The organism is Azospirillum baldaniorum (assembly GCF_003119195.2).
GTDB classification, from domain to species: domain Bacteria; phylum Pseudomonadota; class Alphaproteobacteria; order Azospirillales; family Azospirillaceae; genus Azospirillum; species Azospirillum baldaniorum.
In genome coordinates this window covers 1,460,772-1,479,607 of record NZ_CP022254.1, presented here as the reverse complement: position 1 = coordinate 1,479,607, position 18,836 = coordinate 1,460,772, and the positions used below count along the sequence as shown (strand labels likewise).

The following is an 18,836-nucleotide window of genomic DNA, read 5'->3' as shown; positions in this document are numbered from 1 at the left end:
ATGACCACGGACCCCAAGGCCCTTCTCAGCCTCGGCACCAAGCTGCTGGACATCGACGAGGCCCGGTTCCGGCAGGTGGTCGACCTGCTGCAGCAGATCGGCGACCATCCGGAGGTCCGGCACACCTTCTCGCTGATCCGCCCCCGTCTGGCGGAGGTGCGGCCCAGGCGACGCGCGACCTTCAAACGACTGTTCTGCGAACCGTTCGAGGACCTGTTCCAGCTTCCCACCGGCAACCAGCCGGCTCCGCTGAACAAGGTGGACCGCGACGCCGTCAACGCCCTCTGGCCGCTGGTGGAGGGGCAGATCGGCAAGGAGCGGCTGCGCGGCGTCGCCGGCGCGCTGGGCGACGGCGCGTCGCGGGCGGAGCCGGCCCGCGCCTTCTGGTCCATGGCCTCCGCCGCCGTGGCCGGCATTCTGGAGCAGACGGAGACGGGGCGCTTCGCGGACGAGCTGGGGCTGCGGCTGAACCCCGACCGCATCCGGACCCTTGAAGACATCGCCCGCATCCTGACCATCGCCCAGCCGGTGGCCGAGTTGAAGGCCGTCCTGTCGCCCAAACCGGTCCAGAAGCTGCACAAGGACCATCTGGACGGCATCCAGGCCATCGGGCGGCAGGTCGCGCGTGGGCGGCCGGAGGCGCTGAAGCTGTTCATCCTGCTGGCGGCGGCCCGCCTGTCCGACCCCTCGATTCTGCTGGGCAACCTGTGGGACATGGACCTGGGCCAGAAATCCAGCGACCGGGCCGCCCTGTTCCTGGATCTCAGCGGCACGGTGGTGGCCCAGATCGAGGAGCGGTCGCGCGGCGTCGCCTCGGCCGCCGGCGGCACGGTGGACCGCATGGCCGCCGCCACCCTCGCGGTCGATCTGGTGGCCAGCCTGGAGGCCACGCGCAACGCCATGGAGCACAGCCGCAACAAGGACTTCGACCAGCGGCTGAAGACCATCCGGAACTCCGTGCACGAACTGGTGCGCACCCAGGTGCTCGACGGGGCGGAGACCGAAATCCTCTCCGCGGTGGAGACCATGGCTCCCGGAACGGACACCGCCCGGATGGTGCAGGCGGAGAACCAAGCCCGCGCCCTGCGCAAATGCTCGACCATCGCCGACACGCTGGGCCTGCGCGGCGAGCTGAGGAGCGTAACCCAGCAGGCCACCGCCTCGCTGACCGGCACGGCGCGGCAATCGCTGGCCGACGGCGTCGGCGACATGCGGACCGGCTACACCGCCATCCGCATGATCGAGCTGATTGCCGGACCGGCGGAGGCCAACCAGATCATGGACGACATCCTGAGGGGTGGGCGCCGCTGAGGGTACCGGGGAGATCGCATGACGCGTCGCGGGGGCTATGTCGGCTGGGCGCTGCCGGAGGCGGAGCGCGCCCGTCTGCTGGCGCGGTTCCCGGCGCGCTACGCCCGCACCGTCGCCCACCACGTCACGCTGGCCCACGGCGTCGGGGCACGTCATCCGCTGCCCGCGGAGCGTGAAGGAACGGTCCTGGGGCTGGCCGACGATGGGGAGGGCGTGCAGGCTCTGGTCGTCGCCATCGCCGGGACGACCGACCGACCCGGCGGCGGGACCTACCACGTCACATGGTCGCTGGGGCCGGGCCGCCGCGCCGTGGAGTCGAACGCGGTGATCGCGCGCCTCGGCTGGACTCCGGTGGAGGCCGTCGCCGTCCGGCTGGAGCCGCGCTTCTTCCCGCTTTAAGCGCCGGGACCGCCGCTGGCGTTGGCCTCCGCCGCGGCACCGCGGTTCAGCGCCTGCTCGCGGTGGAAGACGAACAGCCCGCTGCCGATGATGAGCAGCGCACCGACGATGATGCGCAGGGTCGGCGCGGTGCCCCAGACCAGCAGGTCCAGCACCACCGCCCAGATGATCGACACATACTGGAACGGCACCACGACCGCCGCCGGGCTGAGCTGGAGCGAGCGGTTCATCGCCGCGTGCCCGGCCAGCGCCGTGACGCCCAGCGCCCCCAGCAGCAGGAAATCCAGCCCCGGCGGCGGCACCCAGACCAGCGGCAGCGCCGCACTGCCGAGCAGGCCGGTGCCGAAGGTCTGGAAGCTGACCAGCGACAGGTTGCTCGAATCGCGCAGCAGCCGGGTGGAGATCAGGCCGGTGGAGAAGACCAGCGTGCCGAACAGGGCGACCAGCGACGGCACCGCGTCGAACTGGCCCGTCGGGTTCAGCACGATCACCACCCCGGCGAAGCCGACCACCACCGCGGCCCAGCGGCGCCAGCCCACCTTCTCGCCGAGCAGCGGCACCGACAGGGCGGTGACGATCAGCGGAGCGGCCATGTAGATGGTCATGACGTTGGCGAGCGGCAGCGACCGCACCGCCCAGTAGAAGCAGGCGACCTCCCCCGCCACGCAGCCGACGCGCAGAAGATGCAACGGCAGCCGCTTCACCGCGAAGACCGACCGCACCCCCTCGCGCAGGATCAGCGGAGCCAGCAGCATCGCGCCGAACAGGCTGCGGATGGCCAGCAGCATCGCCACCGGATAGTCGGCGACCAGCCATTTGCCGAGCGCGTCGTTGACGGTGAACAGCGACATGCCCAGCAGCATCAGCAGGATGCCCAGGCGGGTGTCGGTGGCGGCGGAGGACGGGGTGCTGGAGGCGATCATCTCGGTTCACGCAAAAAATCCCTCCCCCCGCGCATGGCGGGAGAAGGGATGGGACAGGGCATTCGCATCGTATATCCCCTCTCCCCTCCGGGGAGAGGGTTAGGGTGAGGGGGTTTGCTTGTGCCGGACCTTCCGCCGTGCACATCCCCCTCACCGGCCCTTCGGGCCACCCTCTCCCCAGAGGGGAGAGGGTTATGACAGTCGATACGATGCCCTGAAGGATGGGACAGGGGCGGCAAAATGACGGGTGCGCGCGGTTCAGACCACGCCCTTCTCCCGCAGGGCGGCGATGTCCGCCGCGCATAGGCCAAGCGCCTCCTCCAGCACGGCGTCGGTGTGCTGGCCGAGCGTCGGCGGAGCGGCCGTGTGCTCAATGGGGGTCGCGGAGTAGCGGATCGGGCTCGCCACCGTCGGCACGGTCCCGGCGGTCGGGTGCGGCAGGTCCTGGTGGATGTGGCGGGCCTGGACGTGGGGGTCGGCGAAGACCTGCGACACGTCGTTGATCGGCCCGCAGGGCACGCCCACCGCCTCCAGAGCCGCCAGCCAGTCGCGGCTGGTCCGCTGCTCCAGCAGCAGCTCCAGGATCGGCACCAGCTCCTTGCGGTTGGCGACGCGGGCCGGGTTGGTGGCGTAGCGCGGGTCCTGCGCCAGTTCCGGACGACCGGCGACCTGACAGAACTTGGCGAACTGCCCGTCGTTGCCGACCGCCAGGATGATGTGGCCGTCCAGCGTGGCGAAGGCCTGATAGGGCACGATGTTCGGGTGCGCGTTGCCCAGCCGCTGCGGCGCCTTGCCGCCGACCAGATAGTTCATGGCTTGGTTCGCCAGCACCGCCACCTGCACGTCGAGCAGGGCGAGGTTCACCCACTGCCCCTCCCCCGTCCGGTCGCGGTGGGCCAGCGCGCCGAGCACGCCGATGGTGGCGTAGAGGCCGGTGAAGACATCGGTGACCGCGACGCCGACCTTGACCGGCCCGCCGCCCGCCTCGGTATCGGGCTGGCCGGTGATGCTCATCAGCCCGCCCATGCCCTGAATCATGAAGTCGTAGCCGGCGCGCTTGGCGTAGGGGCCGTCCTGCCCGAATCCGGTGATCGAGCAGTAGACGAGGCCCGGGTTGATCGCCTTCAGGCTGTCATAGTCCAGCCCGTACTTGACCAGCCCGCCGACCTTGAAGTTCTCGATGACGACGTCGGCCTGGGCGGCCAGCTTGCGGACAAGTTCCTGCCCTTCCGGGCGTTCGAAGTCGATGGTGATCGACCGCTTGCCGCGGTTGGTGGAGAGGAAATAGGCCGACTCCTCGCCCGCCCAGGGGGGACCCCAGGCGCGCGTGTCGTCCCCGGCGCCGGGCCGTTCGACCTTGATGACGTCCGCGCCGAGATCGGCCAGCGTCTGCGCCGCCCACGGCCCGGCGAGCACGCGGGAGAGTTCCAGGACACGGACATGGGAAAGCGGGCCGGGCATGCTCTACATCCCTATAAATTCGACCATTTCCCCTCTCCCCTCTGGGGAGAGGGTCAGGGTGAGGGGGGGTTGCTTGTGCCGGACCTTCCGCCGTGCACATCCCCCTCACCGGCCCTTCGGGCCACCCTCTCCCCAGAGGGGAGAGGGCTTCAACAATCACCTCACGCGAAGGCCTGGATGCCGGTGATGGCGCGGCCCAGGATCAGGGCGTGGATGTCGTGCGTGCCCTCGTAGGTGTTCACCGCCTCCAGGTTCATCACGTGGCGGATGACGTGGAACTCGTCGGCGATGCCATTGCCGCCGTGCATGTCACGGGCGACGCGGGCGATCTCCAGGGCCTTGCCGCAGTTGTTGCGCTTGATGAGCGAGATCATCTCCGGCGCCGCCTTGCCGTCGTCGAGCAGGCGGCCGACCTGCAGCGCCGCCTGCAGGCCGAGCGCGATCTCCGTCTGCATGTTGGCGAGCTTGAGCTGCGGGATCTGGTTCGCGGCCAGCGGACGGCCGAACTGCTTGCGGTCGATCTGGTACTGGCGGGCGGCGTGGAAGCAGAACTCCGCGGCGCCCATGGCGCCCCAGGCGATGCCGTAGCGGGCGCGGTTCAGGCAGCCGAACGGGCCGACGATGCCCTCGATGTTCGGCAGGCGGTTCTCCTCCGGCACGAAGACCTCGTCCATGACGATCTCGCCGGTGGCCGAGGCGCGCAGCGAGAACTTGCCCTCGATCTTCGGCGCCGACAGGCCCTTCATGCCCTTTTCGAGCACGAAGCCGTTGATCTTGCCCTCGTCGTTCTTCGCCCAGACGACGAAGACGTCGGCGACCGGCGAGTTGGTGATCCACATCTTCGCGCCGCTGACGATGTAGCCGTCCGCGACCTTCCTCGCGCGGGTCTTCATGCCGGCGGGGTCGGAACCGGCGTCCGGCTCGGTCAGGCCGAAGCAGCCGATCCACTCGCCGGTGGCGAGCTTCGGCAGGTACTTCTCGCGCTGGACGTCGCTGCCGTAGGCGTAGATCGGGTGCATGACCAGCGAGGACTGCACCGACATGGCGGAGCGGTAGCCGCTGTCCACCCGCTCGACCTCGCGGGCGACCAGACCGTAGGAGACGTAGTTGACCCCGGCGCAGCCGTAGCCGTCGATGGTGGAGCCGAGGAAGCCCAGCTCGCCCATCTCGTTCATGATCTCGCGGTGGAAGATCTCGTGCCGGTTGGCCTCGGTCACGCGCGGCAGCAGCTTGTCCTGGCAATAGCTGCGCGCGGCATCGCGGATCATCCGCTCGTCCTCGGTCAGCTGCTCGTCGAGGAGCAGCGGGTCTTCCCAGGCGAAGGAAGCGAGCTTGGCGGAGGCGGCTCCGGTCTTGGCGGCCATAATCAGTGTCTCCCTAGGTCCGATGCGCCCCAACATGGCGCGGTCGCTTTCATGGTTCAAATACATTTATCAGGGGACTTTAATATGATCCTCATATAAGACACTGGTATGGACCTGCGCCATCTCCGCCATTTCGTCGCCGTCGCCGAGGAGCTGCATTTCAGCCGCGCCGCCGCCCGGCTGGGCATCGGTCAGCCGCCGCTCAGCCAGTCGATCCAGGCGCTGGAGGCTGAACTGGGCGCCCGCCTGTTCGAACGCACAAAGCGCCGGGTCGAGCTGACCGAACCCGGCCAGCTCCTGCTGGGCGAGGCGCGCGAGATCCTGGCGCGGGCGGAGCGCGCCGCCGTGCTGACCCGCCGCGCCGCCAAGGGCGAGGTCGGCGAGTTGCGCGTCGGCTTCACCGCGGCGGCCCCCTTCCTGCCGATGGTGCCGCGGATCATCGACGCCTACCGCCGCGCCCATCCCGACGTGCATCTGACCCTGGTCGAGCTGCCATCCAAGCAGCAGTTAACCGCGCTGGCCGACCGCCGGCTCGACGTCGGCTTCATCCGCGAGCCGCGCTTCGTCCCCGAGCCCGAGTCCTTCCGCTTCCACGACGTGGTGCGCGAGCCGCTGCTGGCGGTGATGCGCGCCGACCACCCGCTGGCGGGGCGGGAGGTCGTGCCGCTGGCCGCCCTGCGCGACGAACCCTTCGTCTTCTACCCCGCCGATTTCGGCACCAGCACGCACGAGCAGGTCTTCGCGCTGTGCGCCGCCGCCGGATTCCGCCCCAACGTGACCCAGGACGCGCGCGAGGCCTTCACCATCATCGGGCTGATCGCCGCCGGGCTGGGCGTGTCGATTCTGCCCGGCCAGCTTCGGCAGGTGGCGCTGGAAGGAGTGGTGTACCGGCCGCTCGACACGCCGGACGCCGTCACCACCCTGCAACTGGCCCAACGGAGCAACGAAAGTTCGCCCCTGGTGAAAAAATTCACCGGTCTCGTGGAGCGGATCGTTCCGTTTGTTCCACCCGTCGGCGGTGGCTGATCGGCGACTCGGGCAAAATCGTCCGGCACGCCGCCGAACATCCCAAAGTCTGGGTTTCCAAGCGGTCAAGGAAGGAGCAAACTCCCGTTCAAACCGCGTGCACGGCCTTCGCAGATGCACAAATTTTCGTCAGACCGTTGAATTGATCGCGACGCGAGCAACGGGCTTGTCGAATTTATTAAACGGGTATACCGTCTGCCCCATTGCATAGGTCCTGTGTCGGGAACGCAACCCTGGCCCCGGACCGCGCTCGGGACACCTCGGACGGGGGGAGGATGATGGACGGCGGCATGGTCACGACCGCACAGGCACTGGTGCGCTTCGTCGGGGTCCAGAAGACCTATGACGGCGAACACCTCGTGGTGAAGAACCTCGACCTCGACATCAAGAAGGGCGAGTTCGTCACCCTGCTCGGCCCTTCGGGCTCGGGCAAGACGACCACGCTGATGATGCTGGCCGGCTTCGAGGTCCCCACCCACGGCGATATCTATCTCGCCGACCGGCCGATCAAGAACATGCCGCCGCACAAGCGCGACATCGGCATGGTCTTCCAGAACTACGCGCTGTTCCCCCACCTGACGATCGAGGAGAACGTCGCCTTCCCGCTGACCGTGCGCAAGATGCCGCGGTCGGAGGTGAAGGAGCGGGTGCGCTCGGCGCTGCGCATGATCAAGCTGGAGAATCTGGCGCACCGCCATCCCGGCCAGCTGTCGGGCGGCCAGCAGCAGCGCGTGGCGCTGGCCCGCGCGCTGGTCTTCAACCCGCAGCTCGTCCTAATGGACGAGCCGCTGGGGGCGCTGGACAAGCGGCTGCGCGAGCACATGCAGCTCGAGATCAAGCAGCTGCACGAGACGATGGGCATCACCGTCGTCTACGTCACGCACGACCAGAGCGAGGCGCTGACCATGTCGGACCGCATCGCGGTGTTCAACGACGGCATCGTGCAGCAGATCGACAAGCCGGACGCGCTGTACGAACGCCCGGTCAACAGCTTCGTCGCCAACTTCATCGGCGAGAACAACGTGCTGAGCGGCACCGTCGAGAATATCGAACAGGGCTTCTGCCGGGTGGCGCTGGCGTCGGGCGGTTCGGTCGTGGCCCAGGCGGTCAACGTCGCCGGCGCCGGGGCCGCCACCGCGCTGTCGGTGCGGCCGGAGCGCATCAGCATCCTGACCGACGGGCAGGCCCCGGACGGCATGAACGCCCTGCCCGCCCAGGTGCAGGACACCATCTATCTCGGCGACCACGCGCTGGCTGTGCTGAAGGTCGCCGGCAACGGGGAATTCATGGTCAAGCTGCCGCCGGGCGCCCACGCGGGACTCAGCCACGGCCAGAGCGTGTCCATCGGCTTCCGCCCCGAGGACTGCCGGGCGCTCGATCCCGTGTGATCGGCCGCACCCGTCCGTCCGGTCTCTCCGGGAGGGGGGACCGGGGGCGCGCACCACCTCCTGACGCAACCACACATAATGAAGGAACGGGGACGATGTCGAAGCTTAAGGTGGCAGTTGGGTTCCTTGCGACGTTCACCGCCGGTGTGGCGCTGGCCACCGCCGCGCAGGCCCGCGACCTGACGGTCGTGTCCTGGGGCGGCGCCTATCAGGAAGCCCAGAAGAAGGTCTATTTCGAGCCGTTCAAGAAGGCCGGCACCCCGATGAACGACGAGTCCTGGGACGGCGGCGTCGGCGTGCTGCGCGCCAAGGTCCAGGGCGGCGCGGCGACCTGGGACGTCGTGCAGGTGGAGAGCGAGGAGCTGGCCATCGGTTGCGAAGAGGGCCTGTTCGAGACGATGGAGTTCAACAGGATCGGCGGCGAGCAGGCCTACCTGCCGCAGACCGTCGATGCCTGCGGCGTCGGCGCGATCGTGTACGACTTCGTGCTCGGCTACGACAAGGACAAGATCAAGGACGCGCCGAAGAGCTGGGCCGATTTCTTCGACACCACCAAGTTCCCGGGCAAGCGCGGCCTGCGCCAGGGCGCCAAGACCACGCTGGAAATCGCTCTGATGGCCGACGGCGTCGCGCCGAAGGACGTCTACAAGGTTCTGGGCACCGAAGAGGGCCTGGAGCGCGCCTTCAAGAAGCTGGACACCATCAAGAACGACATCGTCTGGTGGAAGGCCGGCGCCCAGCCGCCGCAGCTGCTGGCCTCGGGCGAGGTGGCGATGACCTCGGTCTACAACGGCCGCATCGACGCCGCCAACAAGGCCGAGAAGAAGAACTTCGGCATGGTGTGGAACGGCGCGCTCTACACCATCGACAGCTGGGTGATCCTGAAGGGCAGCCCGAACAAGGAGGCCGCCTACAAGTTCCTCGACTTCGTCGGCAAGGCGGAGAACCAGGCGAAGCTGTCCGAGAACATCGCCTACGGCACCTCCAACAAGGACGCCCCGTCCAAGCTGGCCCCGGCGGTTCTGACGGACCTGCCGACCGCTCCGGACAACATGAAGAACGCGGTCGAGATCAGCGTTCCCTTCTGGCTGGAGAACCTCGACCGCCTCACCGAGCGCTTCAACAAGTGGGCGGCGAAGTAAGCCGCTGAGTCAGGCCCCCTCCCTAACCCTCCCCCGCTTCGCAGGGGAGGGGACCAATCTCCCTCCCCTGCGAAGCGGGGGAGGGCCGGGGTGGGGGCCCACCTCGACCACCCGCACACGTCTCTACCGCATTTTCGAAATAGGCCGCCCATGACAGCCGCGTTCGTCGCCGGCGCCGATGCGTCGTCCGAGGTGCCTCTCAAGCGCCGCCTGAAACGGGCGGAGCGGACGCGCCGGCTCAAGGCCCTGGCGCTGATCCTGCCGCTCCTCCTCTTCCTGCTGTTCACCTTCCTCGGTCCCATCGCCGGCATGCTCTGGCGCTCGGTCGACGACTGGGAGGTGCGTCAGGTCATGCCCCACACCGTCGCGGCCCTGGCCGACTGGGACGGCAAGGACGTTCCGGGCGAGCCGGCCTTCGCCGCGCTGGCCGGCGACATCCGCACGGCGCGCGACGCCGGCACCGTCGCCATCGCGTCCAAGCGGCTGAACTACGCGCTGAACGGCTTCCGCACCATCATGTCGGGCACGGCGCGCAACCTGAAAGCCCTGCCGGAACCCGGCACCGCCAAGGACACGCTGATCGGCATCAACCCGGCCTGGGGCGAACGCGCCACCTGGGCGGCGATCAAGAGTGCCAGCGGCCCGCTCACCAGCTTCTACCTGCTGGGCGCGCTGGACCTGACGCGCAACGTGGACGGCGCCATCGTCGCCGCCCCCGAGGAGCAGGCGATCTACCGCGACGTCTTCGGGCGCACCTTCACCATCAGCCTGGGCGTGACGGTCCTCTGCCTGATCCTGGGCTTCCCGGTCGCCTACATGCTGGCGACGCTGCCCACGGGCCAGTCGAACGTGCTGATGATCTTCGTGCTGCTGCCCTTCTGGACCTCGCTTCTGGTGCGCACCTGCGCCTGGATCGTCGTGCTGCAGAGCGAGGGCATCGTCAACGACAGCCTGCGCTGGATCGGCCTGATCGACGAGCCGCTGCGGCTGATCTACAACCGCTTCGGCGTCTATGTGGCGATGACGCACGTGCTGCTGCCCTTCATGATCCTGCCGCTCTACAGCAGCATGCGCTCGATCTCCCCGGCCTACATGCGGGCCGCGGCGTCACTCGGCGCCTCGCCGGTCACCGCCTTCCTGCGCATCTACCTGCCGCAGACCGTGCCCGGCATCGGGGCGGGCAGCCTGCTCGTCTTCATCCTGGCCATCGGCTACTACATCACGCCCGCCCTGGTGGGTGGTGCCGCCGACCAGATGATCAGCTACTTCATCGCCTTCTACACGACGGAAACCGTCAACTGGGGTCTGGCCTCGGCGCTGGGCGCGGTGCTTCTGCTCGCCACGCTGCTGCTCGCCGTCGTCTATGGAAAGCTGGTCCACGGCCAGCAGGTCACGGGAGGGATGAAGAATTGAGCGACAACCACGCCCCCCGCACCGCCAGCCAGCGCGTCGCCTGGATCACCACCGTGGTCGTCGCCTCGCTGGTGCTGGTCTTCCTGATGGCGCCGATCCTGGCGATCATGCCGCTGTCCTTCAGCTCCGGCTCCTACCTGACCTACCCGCTGCCGGGCCTGTCGCTGCGCTGGTACGAGGACTTCCTGAACTCCCCGCGCTGGGTGTCGTCGCTGAAGAACAGCGTCATCATCGGGGTGGCCTCCACCATCCTGTCGATGGTGCTGGGCACGCTCGCCTCGCTCGGCCTCGCCCAATGGAAGAGCAAGTTCAAGCCGCTGGTGCTGGCCATCGTGCTGTCGCCGGTCGTCGTTCCGGGCGTCATCACCGCGGTGGGCCTGTACTTCTTCTTCGCGCCGCTGGGCCTGACCGGCAGCTACGCCGGGCTGATCCTGGCGCACACCGCGCTGTCCACGCCCTTCGTGGTCATCACGGTCAGCGCGACGCTGCAGAGCTTCGACATGAATCTGGCGCGGGCCGCGGCCTCGCTCGGCGCCTCGCCGATCTACGCCTTCCGCCGGGTGATCCTGCCGCTGATCCTGCCGGGTCTGGCCTCGGGCGCCCTGTTCGCCTTCGCCACCAGCTTCGACGAGGTGGTGGTGGTGCTGTTCATGGCGGGACCGGAGCAGCGCACCCTGCCCCGCGAGATGTTCAGCGGCATCCGCGAGAACATCAGCCCGACCATCACGGCGGCGGCGGTGATCCTGACGACCATCTCGGTCATCCTGCTCGCCACGCTGGAGGCGCTGCGCCGCCGCAACGAGCGGCTGAAGGGCAACCTGCGCTGAGCCTCATTCTGGGGAATTCAACCCTCTCCCCTCTGGGGAGAGGGTGGCCCGAAGGGCCGGTGAGGGGGTTGCGCGTGGCGGTACATCCGGCAACAGCGCAACCCCCTCACCCTACCCCTCTCCCCAGAGGGGAGAGGGAACGGACTATGAAGAGGGAATTACAGGTACGGCGGGGTGCAGGCGCTGATGATTTCGCATTCCTCGTCGCCGAGGTTGCGGAAGCGGTGCGGGATGCGGCTGTCGAACAGATAGGCGTCGCCGGGGCCGAGGATTTCCTTGCGGTCGCCGACCGTCAGCTCGATCCGGCCCTTGATGACGATGCCGCCCTCCTCCGATTCGTGCTGGAGCATGGTGCGGCCGCCGGTGTCGGCGCCGGGGGCGTATTTCTCGTGCAGCACCTGGAGGTTGCGGCCGCGCAGGTCGCCCACCTGCCGGAAGGAGATGGAGCCGACCCGGCTCTTCACCAGCCCGGTCAGCTCGACCAGATCGCCTCCCTTGAAGAAGATCTGCTCGCGCGGCGGCAGGTCGTCGGAGGAGAAGAACTCCGCCAGGGTCATCGGAATGCCCTGAAGTACCTTGCGCAACGAGGAGACGGACGGGCTGCACCGATTCTGTTCGATGAGCGAGATGGTGCCGTTGGTCACGCCCGCCCGTTGCGCCAACTGGCGCTGGGACAGGGCGTGCGCTTCGCGAACCTGCTTCAGGCGCGCGCCCACGTTGAAATCGACAGCGTCCACATCCATGGATCGGTTCCTCGCTCCTGACCGGAAGGCATACCGGATTCGCGTGTGTGCGTCATCAAAAACTCAACACCCGATTAGGGTTGTTTAATTTATTAAACATGGGTACGCTCCCTTCACATCGCAAATCGAGGCTGATTCCCATGCTGTCGCTGAACGACCAGAGCCTTCTTCGGACGCAAGCCTATGTGAACGGCGTGTGGCGCGACGCCTTCTCCGGCAAGACCTTCGCGGTGACCAACCCGGCGACGGGCGAGGAGCTGGCCCAGGTCGCCGACGTCGGCGCGGAAGAGACGCGGCAGGCCATCAACGCCGCCGACGCCGCCCTGCCCGCCTGGCGCGCCAAGACCGCGAAGGAGCGCGCGGCCATCCTGCGCCGCTGGTTCGAGCTGATCATGGCGGCGCAGGAGGATCTGGCCGTCCTGATGACGCTGGAGCAGGGCAAGCCGCTGGCCGAGGCCCGTGGCGAGGTCGCCTACGGCGCCAGCTTCATCGAGTGGTTCGCCGAGGAGGGCAAGCGGGTCTACGGCGACGTGATCCCCAGCTTCGCCGGCAACAAGCGCATCGTCGTCCTGAAGGAGCCGATCGGCGTCGTCGCGGCGATCACCCCGTGGAACTTCCCCAACGCGATGATCACCCGCAAGGTCGGCCCGGCGCTGGCCGCCGGCTGCACCATCGTGGTCAAGCCGGCCGAGGACACCCCGCTGTCCGCCCTGGCGCTGGCCGAGCTGGCCGAGCGCGCCGGCGTTCCGGCCGGGGTGTTTAACATCGTCACCGGCTCCGACCCGGTCGCCATCGGCGGCGAGCTGACCGCCAGCCCGATCGTGCGCAAGCTGTCCTTCACCGGCTCGACCGAGGTCGGCAAGATCCTGATGCGCCAGTCCGCCGACACGGTGAAGAAGGTGTCGCTGGAGCTGGGCGGCAACGCGCCCTTCATCGTGTTCGACGACGCCGACCTGGACGAGGCGGTCAAGGGCGCCCTCGCGTCCAAGTACCGCAACTCCGGCCAGACCTGCGTCTGCGCCAACCGCCTGCTGGTCCAGGCCGGCGTCTACGACGCCTTCGCCGCCAAGCTGGCCGAGGCGGTGAAGCAGATCCGCGTCGGCAACGGCATGGAGGCCGGGGTCACCCAGGGTCCGATGATCAACGGGCAGGCCGTCGAGAAGGTCGAGGAGCTGATGGGCGACGCGCTGGCCAAGGGCGCCAAGGTCGCGCTCGGCGGCAAGCGGCATGGCCTGGGCGGCACCTTCTTCGAGCCGACGATCCTGACCGGCGTCACCACCGAGATGCGCGTGGCCCGCGAGGAGATCTTCGGCCCGGTGGCCCCGCTGTTCAAGTTCGAGACGGAAGCCGACGCCATCCGCATGGCGAACGACACCGAGTTCGGTCTGGCGGCCTATTTCTACAGCCGGGACATCGGCCGGGTGTGGCGCGTCGCCGAGCAGCTCGAATACGGCATGGTCGGCATCAACGAAGGCATCCTGTCGACCGAGGTCGCGCCGTTCGGCGGCATCAAGCAGTCGGGCATCGGGCGGGAAGGCTCCAAGTACGGTGTGGAGGACTTCCTGGAGATCAAGTACCTGTGCGTCGGCCTGGGCGCCTGACGCCATCCTTTCCAATCGGGGGTTTGAGATGAGCAACCAGTCCTTCCAGGATCGTCGCAACGCCGCCGTTCCGCGCGGCCTCGCCAACGCCATGCCGGTCTATGTCGACCGCGCCGAGAACGCCGAGCTGTGGGACGTCGAGGGCAACCGCTTCATCGACTTCGCCGGCGGCATCGCGGTGCTGAACACCGGCCACCGCCATCCGAAGATCATCGAGGCGGTGAAGGCCCAGCTCGACCGCTTCACCCACACCTGCGCGATGGTCACGCCCTACGAGTCCTTCGTGACCCTGGCGGAGCGTCTGAACGCGCTGGTTCCGGGCTCCACGCCGAAGAAGACCGCCTTCTTCACCACCGGTGCGGAAGCCGTCGAGAACGCCGTGAAGATCGCCCGTGCCCACACGGGCCGTCCGGGCGTGATCGCCTTCTCCGGCGCCTTCCACGGCCGCACGCTGCTGGCGATGGCGCTGACCGGCAAGGTCGTGCCCTACAAGGTCGGCTTCGGCCCCTTCCCGGCCGAGGTCTACCACGCGCCCTTCCCCAACGCCTACCGCGGGGTCAGCGTCCAGGACAGCCTGAAGGCGCTGGAGCAGCTGTTCAAGTCGGACGTCGACGCCACCCGCGTCGCCGCGATCATCGTGGAGCCGGTGCAAGGTGAGGGCGGCTTCAACATCGCCCCGCCGGAGTTCCTGCAGGCCCTGCGCAAGATCTGCGACGAAAACGGCATCCTGCTGATCATCGACGAGATCCAGACCGGCTTCGCCCGCACCGGCAAGATGTTCGCCATCGAGCATTCCGGCGTCGAGCCCGACCTGATGACCATGGCGAAGAGCCTGGCTGGCGGCTTCCCGCTGTCGGCGGTCACCGGCAAGGCAGAGATCATGGACGCTCCGATCCCCGGCGGCATCGGCGGCACCTACGCCGGCAGCCCGCTGGCGACCACCGCGGCGCTGGCCGTGCTGGACGTCATCGAGGAGGAGAAGCTGATCCAGCGCTCCAACGACCTGGGCGAGCGCATCGCCGGCCGCTTCCGCACCATGGCCCAGCGCAACACGCTGTCGGTGATCGGCGACGTGCGCAACCTGGGCGGCATGATCGCCATGGAACTGGTGAAGGACCGCGGCACCAAGGAGCCGGCGGCGGAGCTGACCAAGGCGCTGGTCGCCAAGGCGGCGGAGAAGGGCCTCGTCCTGCTGTCCTGCGGCACCTACGGCAACGTGATCCGCATCCTGGTTCCGCTGACCGCGTCGGACGCGCTGGTGGACGAGGGTCTGGACATCATCGAGCGCTCCCTGGAGGAGCTGGTTTCGGCCTGATTTTTCAGTCCCGATTTTTCAGTGAAGTCCCCAGCCTGCACGCCCTCCTTCCCGCAAGGGAAGGAGGGTTTCTTTTTGTGCGCCCGCCCGCCCCCGCTTTAGGATGAGGGTGCGGGGCGGAGGACGGGCGCATGGCCGGCGGAATCGACATCGTCATCATCAAGAAGAACGGGCTGGGCGACGCCGGGGCCAGCGTCTTTTCAGAGGTCGCGGAAACCCTGTGCTTCGCGCTGCGCCGCCTGGGCATCGACGCGGAGATCGTGTGGAACCGCGTCGGCCGCCGGCGCCGCGCCATCGTCCTGGGCGGGCACGACCTGTCGGCGGAGGAAGGCGACCGTCTGCCCAGCGGCACCATCCTCTACAATCTGGAGCAGATCGCCACCCTCCACCCGCGCAGCGCCCATTACCTGGACCTGCTGCGCCGCTGCCGGGTGTGGGATTACAGCCCGCGCAACATCGCCGATCTGGCCGGCCAGGGCATCCGGGCGCGCCTCGTTCCCGTCGGGCATGCCGACGAGATGACCCGCATCCCCAACAGCCCCTCCCCCGGCATCGACGTGCTCTTCTACGGTGCCGTGAACCCGCGCCGCCGCGCCATCCTCGACGCGCTGGGCGAGCGCGGCCTGACCGTGGTCAGCCTCCAGCATTATTACGGGGCGTTGCGCGACCGCTTCGTCGCCGACGCCAAGCTGGTGCTGAACCTGCATTACTACGAGGCGGGCATCTTCGAGATCGTCCGCGTCTCGCACCTGCTGTCGAACCGCAAGGCGGTGCTGGCCGAGCGCCACCCCGACACCGAAATCGACCCCGACCTGCTGGACGCCATGGCCTTCGCCCCCTACGACGGGCTGGTCGAGGCCGCTTGCGCGCTGGTCGCCGACAATGCGCGGCGGGAGGCGCTGGCCGAGGCGGGATACCGGCGCATGAGGGACCGGGATGCGGTGGCGCTGATGCGCAGCGCCACCGCGGACCTCGGCTTTTCAAACAGCGAGGCCGGCGCGCTCACCGGCTGCTGAAGCGCCCGCTCACACCTCGACGACCGGCGCGAAGCCGCCGAAGATCATCCGCTTCCCGTCGAAGGGCATCGGGTTGTTCTCCGGGCTGAACCGCTCGTCGGTCTTCATCAGCTCCTCGATCCGCCCCATGGCGGCGTCGCGCGTCGCCTTGTCCGGCCATTCGATCCAGGAGAAGGCGACCGTCTCGTCGTCCTTCGCCTGCACCGCCCGGCGGAAATCGGTGAGCTTGCCGTTGGGCACATCGTCGCCCCAGCATTCGATGATGCGCGTCGCGCCAAGCTCCTTGAACAGAACGTCGACCTTGTTCGCGTGGTCGATGAAGGCCTGCTTGTTGGCCGTTGGAACGGCGATGACGAACCCGTCGATGTAAGCCATGTCTTTCCTCCCTTGTTTGTTTGAAGCTTCGGCCACGTCCGTCAGGACGTTGCCGCGCCCGGGTCTTTCGCGCCGGTGTGGTTGAGCATCCACGGCGTGCCGAAGCGATCGGTGAACATGGCGAAGCGCTCGGCCCAGAAGGTCTCGCCCGGCGGCATCTCCACGACGCGGGCGTCCTTCGCCAGCACGGCGAAGATGCGGTCGAACTCGGCGAGCGACGGCGGGGCGATCTGCACCCGGAATCCCTGCGGCTTGCTGTACATGCTGTCCGGCGAGTCGGACGCCATCACCGTGGTCGCCCCCAGCTTCACCATCATGTTCATCACGAGGTCATCGCCCCCGGTCATCCGGCTGTCCGCATCCGGGGCGTCGCCGTTGCGGAACACGTAGACGATGTCGCCGCCGAGGGTCTCGGCGTAGTGGGTCATCGCCTCCAGGCAGGTCCCGTTGAAGAACAGGTAGATCGTCGGTTCCATGCTGTCGTTTCCTCCCGTTCAGACTGTTTTCGGGTCAGAGCGTCTGGGCGAGGGCTTCGAGCTGATCGGTCGCCTTGCCCCAGCCTTCGTGGAAGCCCATCTTCTCATGCTCGTCGCGCGCCTCGGCGCTCCAGTGCATGGCGCGCGCGGTGTAGAGGGTCTGGCCGGCGCCCGCGTCCTCGAACCGCACGTCGGCGGTCATGAAGGCCCGGCCCGACGGCCGCCAGCCGGGGCGGAAAGCGTCGGTGAAGACCAGACGCCGCCCCTCCTCCACGTCGAGGAAGACGCCGGGCTCGCCGAAGGATTCGCCGTTCGGACCGTTCATCCGCGTGAAGAACTCGCCGCCCGGCCGCAGGTCCATCCGTGCCTCGGACACGAACCAGGGCTTGGGGCAGAACCACTGTTTCAGCAGCTCGGGCTCGGTCCAGCAGCGCCACAGCGCGCCGCGCGGCGCGTCGAGGCTGCGGGTCAGAACGAGGTCGCGCTCACCGTCCGTCATGGGAATTCCCTTTCGAATGGGGCTGTGAAAAGAGCAGCGTGAGGTAGCGTTTCAGGTGATCGACGCTGTCCAGCGCGTCCTCGCGCCCGCCCGTCGCCTTGGCGAGGATGAAGGCGCCCTGGAGCACGGCCTGGGTGTGCCGCGCGAGGCTCGCCGGGGTCCAGTCGGCCTCGATCCCGCGCGCCGCCATGGCCGCCGCGATGTCCGGTTCGAGCGTCGCCGCGTGGCCGAAGATGCTGGCGGCGCAGGCGTCGCGGATCGCCGGGTGCGACCCGTAGACCTCCTGCGTCATGGTCCCGACGAGGCAGGTGAATTCGGCGGGGTCGCCGTCGATGATCGCCTTGCGGAAGTCGACATAGCCAAACAGCCGGTCGAGCGGGTCGTCGAGCCGGTGGTACGGCGCGTTCGCGAAGAAGGCCGAGGTGGTTTCCGCCCAATAGGCGGCGGCGGCGACGCCGAGCGCTTCCTTGGTCTCGAAATGGTGGAAGAACGCACCCTTGGTGACCCCCGCCGCCTTGCAGAGATCATCGACGGAGGTCGCCGCGAAGCCCTTGGCCCGGATGACGTCCCGCGCCGCCTCGAGAAGCCGGGTGCGGGCGTCGCCGCGTTCGGGGTGATGTTTGGCGGGTCTCGGCATGGGCAGAAACATACCGAACGGTTGGTATGTTTGTCGAGTGCGTTTTGATTTACGAATCGATTGAAAGAAGCTGGCGAAGCTCCCTTCGCCAGCTTCTCCGACCGCAAATGTAGTTAAGCTTAGGACAGACCGAGGAAGCCCCAAAGAGAAGTGGTATAGCTGCCAACCTGAATATACTCGACTTCTCCGGCGCCATGCCCCGCACCGCTAAAGTAATCCTGAATTACCACTCCATCACTGATACCATTAGCCGCATCCGCATCGGTGTATATCACCAAATTGTTTGCATTGCTCGAGTCCAATGCAAAACGGAGATCATAGATAGATGAAACATCGTTGATTATAAGTTTGTCACTCGTCCCACTACCATCAGCGATCCAAGAAAGGCCGGTATCGTTGTAATAGTGAATGTATGTATCGCTTCCGTCTCCACCAAGGAGAACGTCACGAAACCCCGAAGCGCCGCCGTTGAGCGTGTCGTTGCCGGCCTCCCCTTCAAGCCAATCTTCGCCACTGCCCCCTATGAGGTTGTCATCGCCGGTCCAACCATACAACGTGTCATTGCCAGCGCCACCATTGAGCGTGTCATTACCGGGGTTGCCGTCTAGCGTGTCATTACCGGCGCCGCCATCAATGTAATCACCTAGATTTCCACCGATAATATAATTATCGAGGCTATTTCCATACACAGACCAAGATTCATTTACGTTGCTAGCACCCCAGTTGTACTGAGTTGATGGAAGAACATAAACGCCCATCATTATCCTCCATTATCATGTATGTGAATACAAAAGACAGCAGCGCACCTATCCCATAAAAATTATAGATCAGCAACCAATTTTTATTAATACATTTGCATTACTTAGAATACAAACCACTAGATATCTAATGAAATAATATTTGCTTTAAGACTTTATTAA

General features: G+C 67.1%; 19 protein-coding genes. 10 read left to right on the top strand and 9 right to left on the bottom strand.

Features of this window, described 5'->3' with window-relative positions; genetic code table 11:
* Nucleotides 1–1,311, top strand: a complete 1,311-nt coding sequence (locus tag Sp245p_RS20995) for a hypothetical protein (protein ID WP_014198229.1) — start codon at nucleotides 1–3, stop codon at nucleotides 1,309–1,311.
* A gap of 18 nt (nucleotides 1,312–1,329) precedes the next feature.
* Nucleotides 1,330–1,710, top strand: a complete 381-nt coding sequence (locus Sp245p_RS20990) for a hypothetical protein (protein ID WP_014198228.1) — start codon at nucleotides 1,330–1,332, stop codon at nucleotides 1,708–1,710.
* Here the strand turns inward: Sp245p_RS20990 and Sp245p_RS20985 are convergent.
* The 3 genes from Sp245p_RS20985 to Sp245p_RS20970 form a co-directional block, all read right to left on the bottom strand.
* The gene (locus Sp245p_RS20985) at nucleotides 1,707–2,633 is read right to left on the bottom strand and encodes a DMT family transporter (RefSeq protein WP_014198227.1); all 927 of its coding nucleotides are present in this window, start codon (nucleotides 2,631–2,633) and stop codon (nucleotides 1,707–1,709) included. The genes Sp245p_RS20990 and Sp245p_RS20985 overlap by 4 nt on opposite strands.
* 258 nt (nucleotides 2,634–2,891) lie before the next feature.
* The gene (locus Sp245p_RS20975; protein WP_014198226.1) at nucleotides 2,892–4,094 is read right to left on the bottom strand and encodes a CaiB/BaiF CoA transferase family protein; all 1,203 of its coding nucleotides are present in this window, start codon (nucleotides 4,092–4,094) and stop codon (nucleotides 2,892–2,894) included.
* Between the two features lie 161 nt (nucleotides 4,095–4,255).
* The gene (locus Sp245p_RS20970; protein WP_014198225.1) at nucleotides 4,256–5,458 is read right to left on the bottom strand and encodes an acyl-CoA dehydrogenase; all 1,203 of its coding nucleotides are present in this window, start codon (nucleotides 5,456–5,458) and stop codon (nucleotides 4,256–4,258) included.
* A gap of 108 nt (nucleotides 5,459–5,566) precedes the next feature.
* Here Sp245p_RS20970 and Sp245p_RS20965 point away from each other — a divergent pair, with 108 nt between their 5' ends.
* From Sp245p_RS20965 to Sp245p_RS20945, 5 genes are all read left to right on the top strand, one after another.
* A complete protein-coding gene (locus Sp245p_RS20965) occupies nucleotides 5,567–6,484 on the top strand; it encodes a LysR substrate-binding domain-containing protein (protein ID WP_014198223.1) in 918 nt (305 codons plus the stop codon).
* Between the two features lie 278 nt (nucleotides 6,485–6,762).
* Nucleotides 6,763–7,872: an ABC transporter ATP-binding protein gene (locus tag Sp245p_RS20960; protein ID WP_109138893.1), complete on the top strand. Its 1,110-nt coding sequence runs from the start codon at nucleotides 6,763–6,765 to the stop codon at nucleotides 7,870–7,872.
* 95 nt (nucleotides 7,873–7,967) lie between these two features.
* A complete protein-coding gene (locus tag Sp245p_RS20955; RefSeq protein WP_014198221.1) occupies nucleotides 7,968–9,014 on the top strand; it encodes an ABC transporter substrate-binding protein in 1,047 nt (348 codons plus the stop codon).
* A gap of 150 nt (nucleotides 9,015–9,164) precedes the next feature.
* Nucleotides 9,165–10,427, top strand: coding sequence for an ABC transporter permease (locus Sp245p_RS20950; protein WP_014198220.1), 1,263 nt, complete (start codon nucleotides 9,165–9,167; stop codon nucleotides 10,425–10,427).
* Nucleotides 10,424–11,254, top strand: a complete 831-nt coding sequence (locus Sp245p_RS20945; RefSeq protein WP_014198219.1) for an ABC transporter permease — start codon at nucleotides 10,424–10,426, stop codon at nucleotides 11,252–11,254. The genes Sp245p_RS20950 and Sp245p_RS20945 overlap by 4 nt, the downstream gene beginning before the upstream one ends.
* Before the next feature lie 158 nt (nucleotides 11,255–11,412).
* Here Sp245p_RS20945 and Sp245p_RS20940 read toward each other — a convergent pair whose 3' ends face one another.
* Nucleotides 11,413–11,997: a cupin domain-containing protein gene (locus Sp245p_RS20940; RefSeq protein WP_014198218.1), complete on the bottom strand. Its 585-nt coding sequence runs from the start codon at nucleotides 11,995–11,997 to the stop codon at nucleotides 11,413–11,415.
* 140 nt (nucleotides 11,998–12,137) lie between these two features.
* Between Sp245p_RS20940 and gabD the strand changes: the two genes are divergently transcribed.
* The 3 genes from gabD to Sp245p_RS20925 all read left to right on the top strand — a co-directional run bounded on the left by gabD (nucleotide 12,138) and on the right by Sp245p_RS20925 (nucleotide 15,929).
* Nucleotides 12,138–13,598: an NADP-dependent succinate-semialdehyde dehydrogenase gene (gene gabD / locus Sp245p_RS20935; RefSeq protein WP_014198217.1), complete on the top strand. Its 1,461-nt coding sequence runs from the start codon at nucleotides 12,138–12,140 to the stop codon at nucleotides 13,596–13,598.
* A gap of 28 nt (nucleotides 13,599–13,626) precedes the next feature.
* Nucleotides 13,627–14,913 (top strand): 4-aminobutyrate--2-oxoglutarate transaminase, encoded by a 1,287-nt coding sequence (gene gabT, locus Sp245p_RS20930; protein WP_014198216.1) that lies wholly within the window; start codon nucleotides 13,627–13,629, stop codon nucleotides 14,911–14,913.
* 131 nt (nucleotides 14,914–15,044) lie between these two features.
* Complete coding sequence (locus Sp245p_RS20925) at nucleotides 15,045–15,929, top strand: CgeB family protein (RefSeq protein WP_014198215.1); 885 nt, start codon at nucleotides 15,045–15,047, stop codon at nucleotides 15,927–15,929.
* Between the two features lie 9 nt (nucleotides 15,930–15,938).
* On the opposite strand, the gene Sp245p_RS20920 is transcribed toward Sp245p_RS20925, so the two are convergent.
* From Sp245p_RS20920 to Sp245p_RS20900, 5 genes are all read right to left on the bottom strand, one after another.
* The gene (locus tag Sp245p_RS20920) at nucleotides 15,939–16,304 is read right to left on the bottom strand and encodes a DUF1428 domain-containing protein (protein ID WP_014198214.1); all 366 of its coding nucleotides are present in this window, start codon (nucleotides 16,302–16,304) and stop codon (nucleotides 15,939–15,941) included.
* 41 nt (nucleotides 16,305–16,345) lie between these two features.
* A complete protein-coding gene (locus tag Sp245p_RS20915; RefSeq protein ID WP_014198213.1) occupies nucleotides 16,346–16,780 on the bottom strand; it encodes a VOC family protein in 435 nt (144 codons plus the stop codon).
* Between the two features lie 34 nt (nucleotides 16,781–16,814).
* Nucleotides 16,815–17,279 carry an SRPBCC family protein gene (locus tag Sp245p_RS20910; protein ID WP_014198212.1) on the bottom strand — a complete coding sequence of 155 codons (465 nt, stop codon included), beginning with the start codon at nucleotides 17,277–17,279 and terminating at the stop codon, nucleotides 16,815–16,817.
* Nucleotides 17,266–17,916 carry a TetR/AcrR family transcriptional regulator gene (locus tag Sp245p_RS20905; protein WP_041812876.1) on the bottom strand — a complete coding sequence of 217 codons (651 nt, stop codon included), beginning with the start codon at nucleotides 17,914–17,916 and terminating at the stop codon, nucleotides 17,266–17,268. Before Sp245p_RS20905 ends, Sp245p_RS20910 begins: the two co-directional genes overlap by 14 nt.
* A 119-nt stretch (nucleotides 17,917–18,035) precedes the next feature.
* The gene (locus Sp245p_RS20900) at nucleotides 18,036–18,677 is read right to left on the bottom strand and encodes a calcium-binding protein (RefSeq protein ID WP_014198210.1); all 642 of its coding nucleotides are present in this window, start codon (nucleotides 18,675–18,677) and stop codon (nucleotides 18,036–18,038) included.
* Nucleotides 18,678–18,836: the final 159 nt, after the last annotated feature.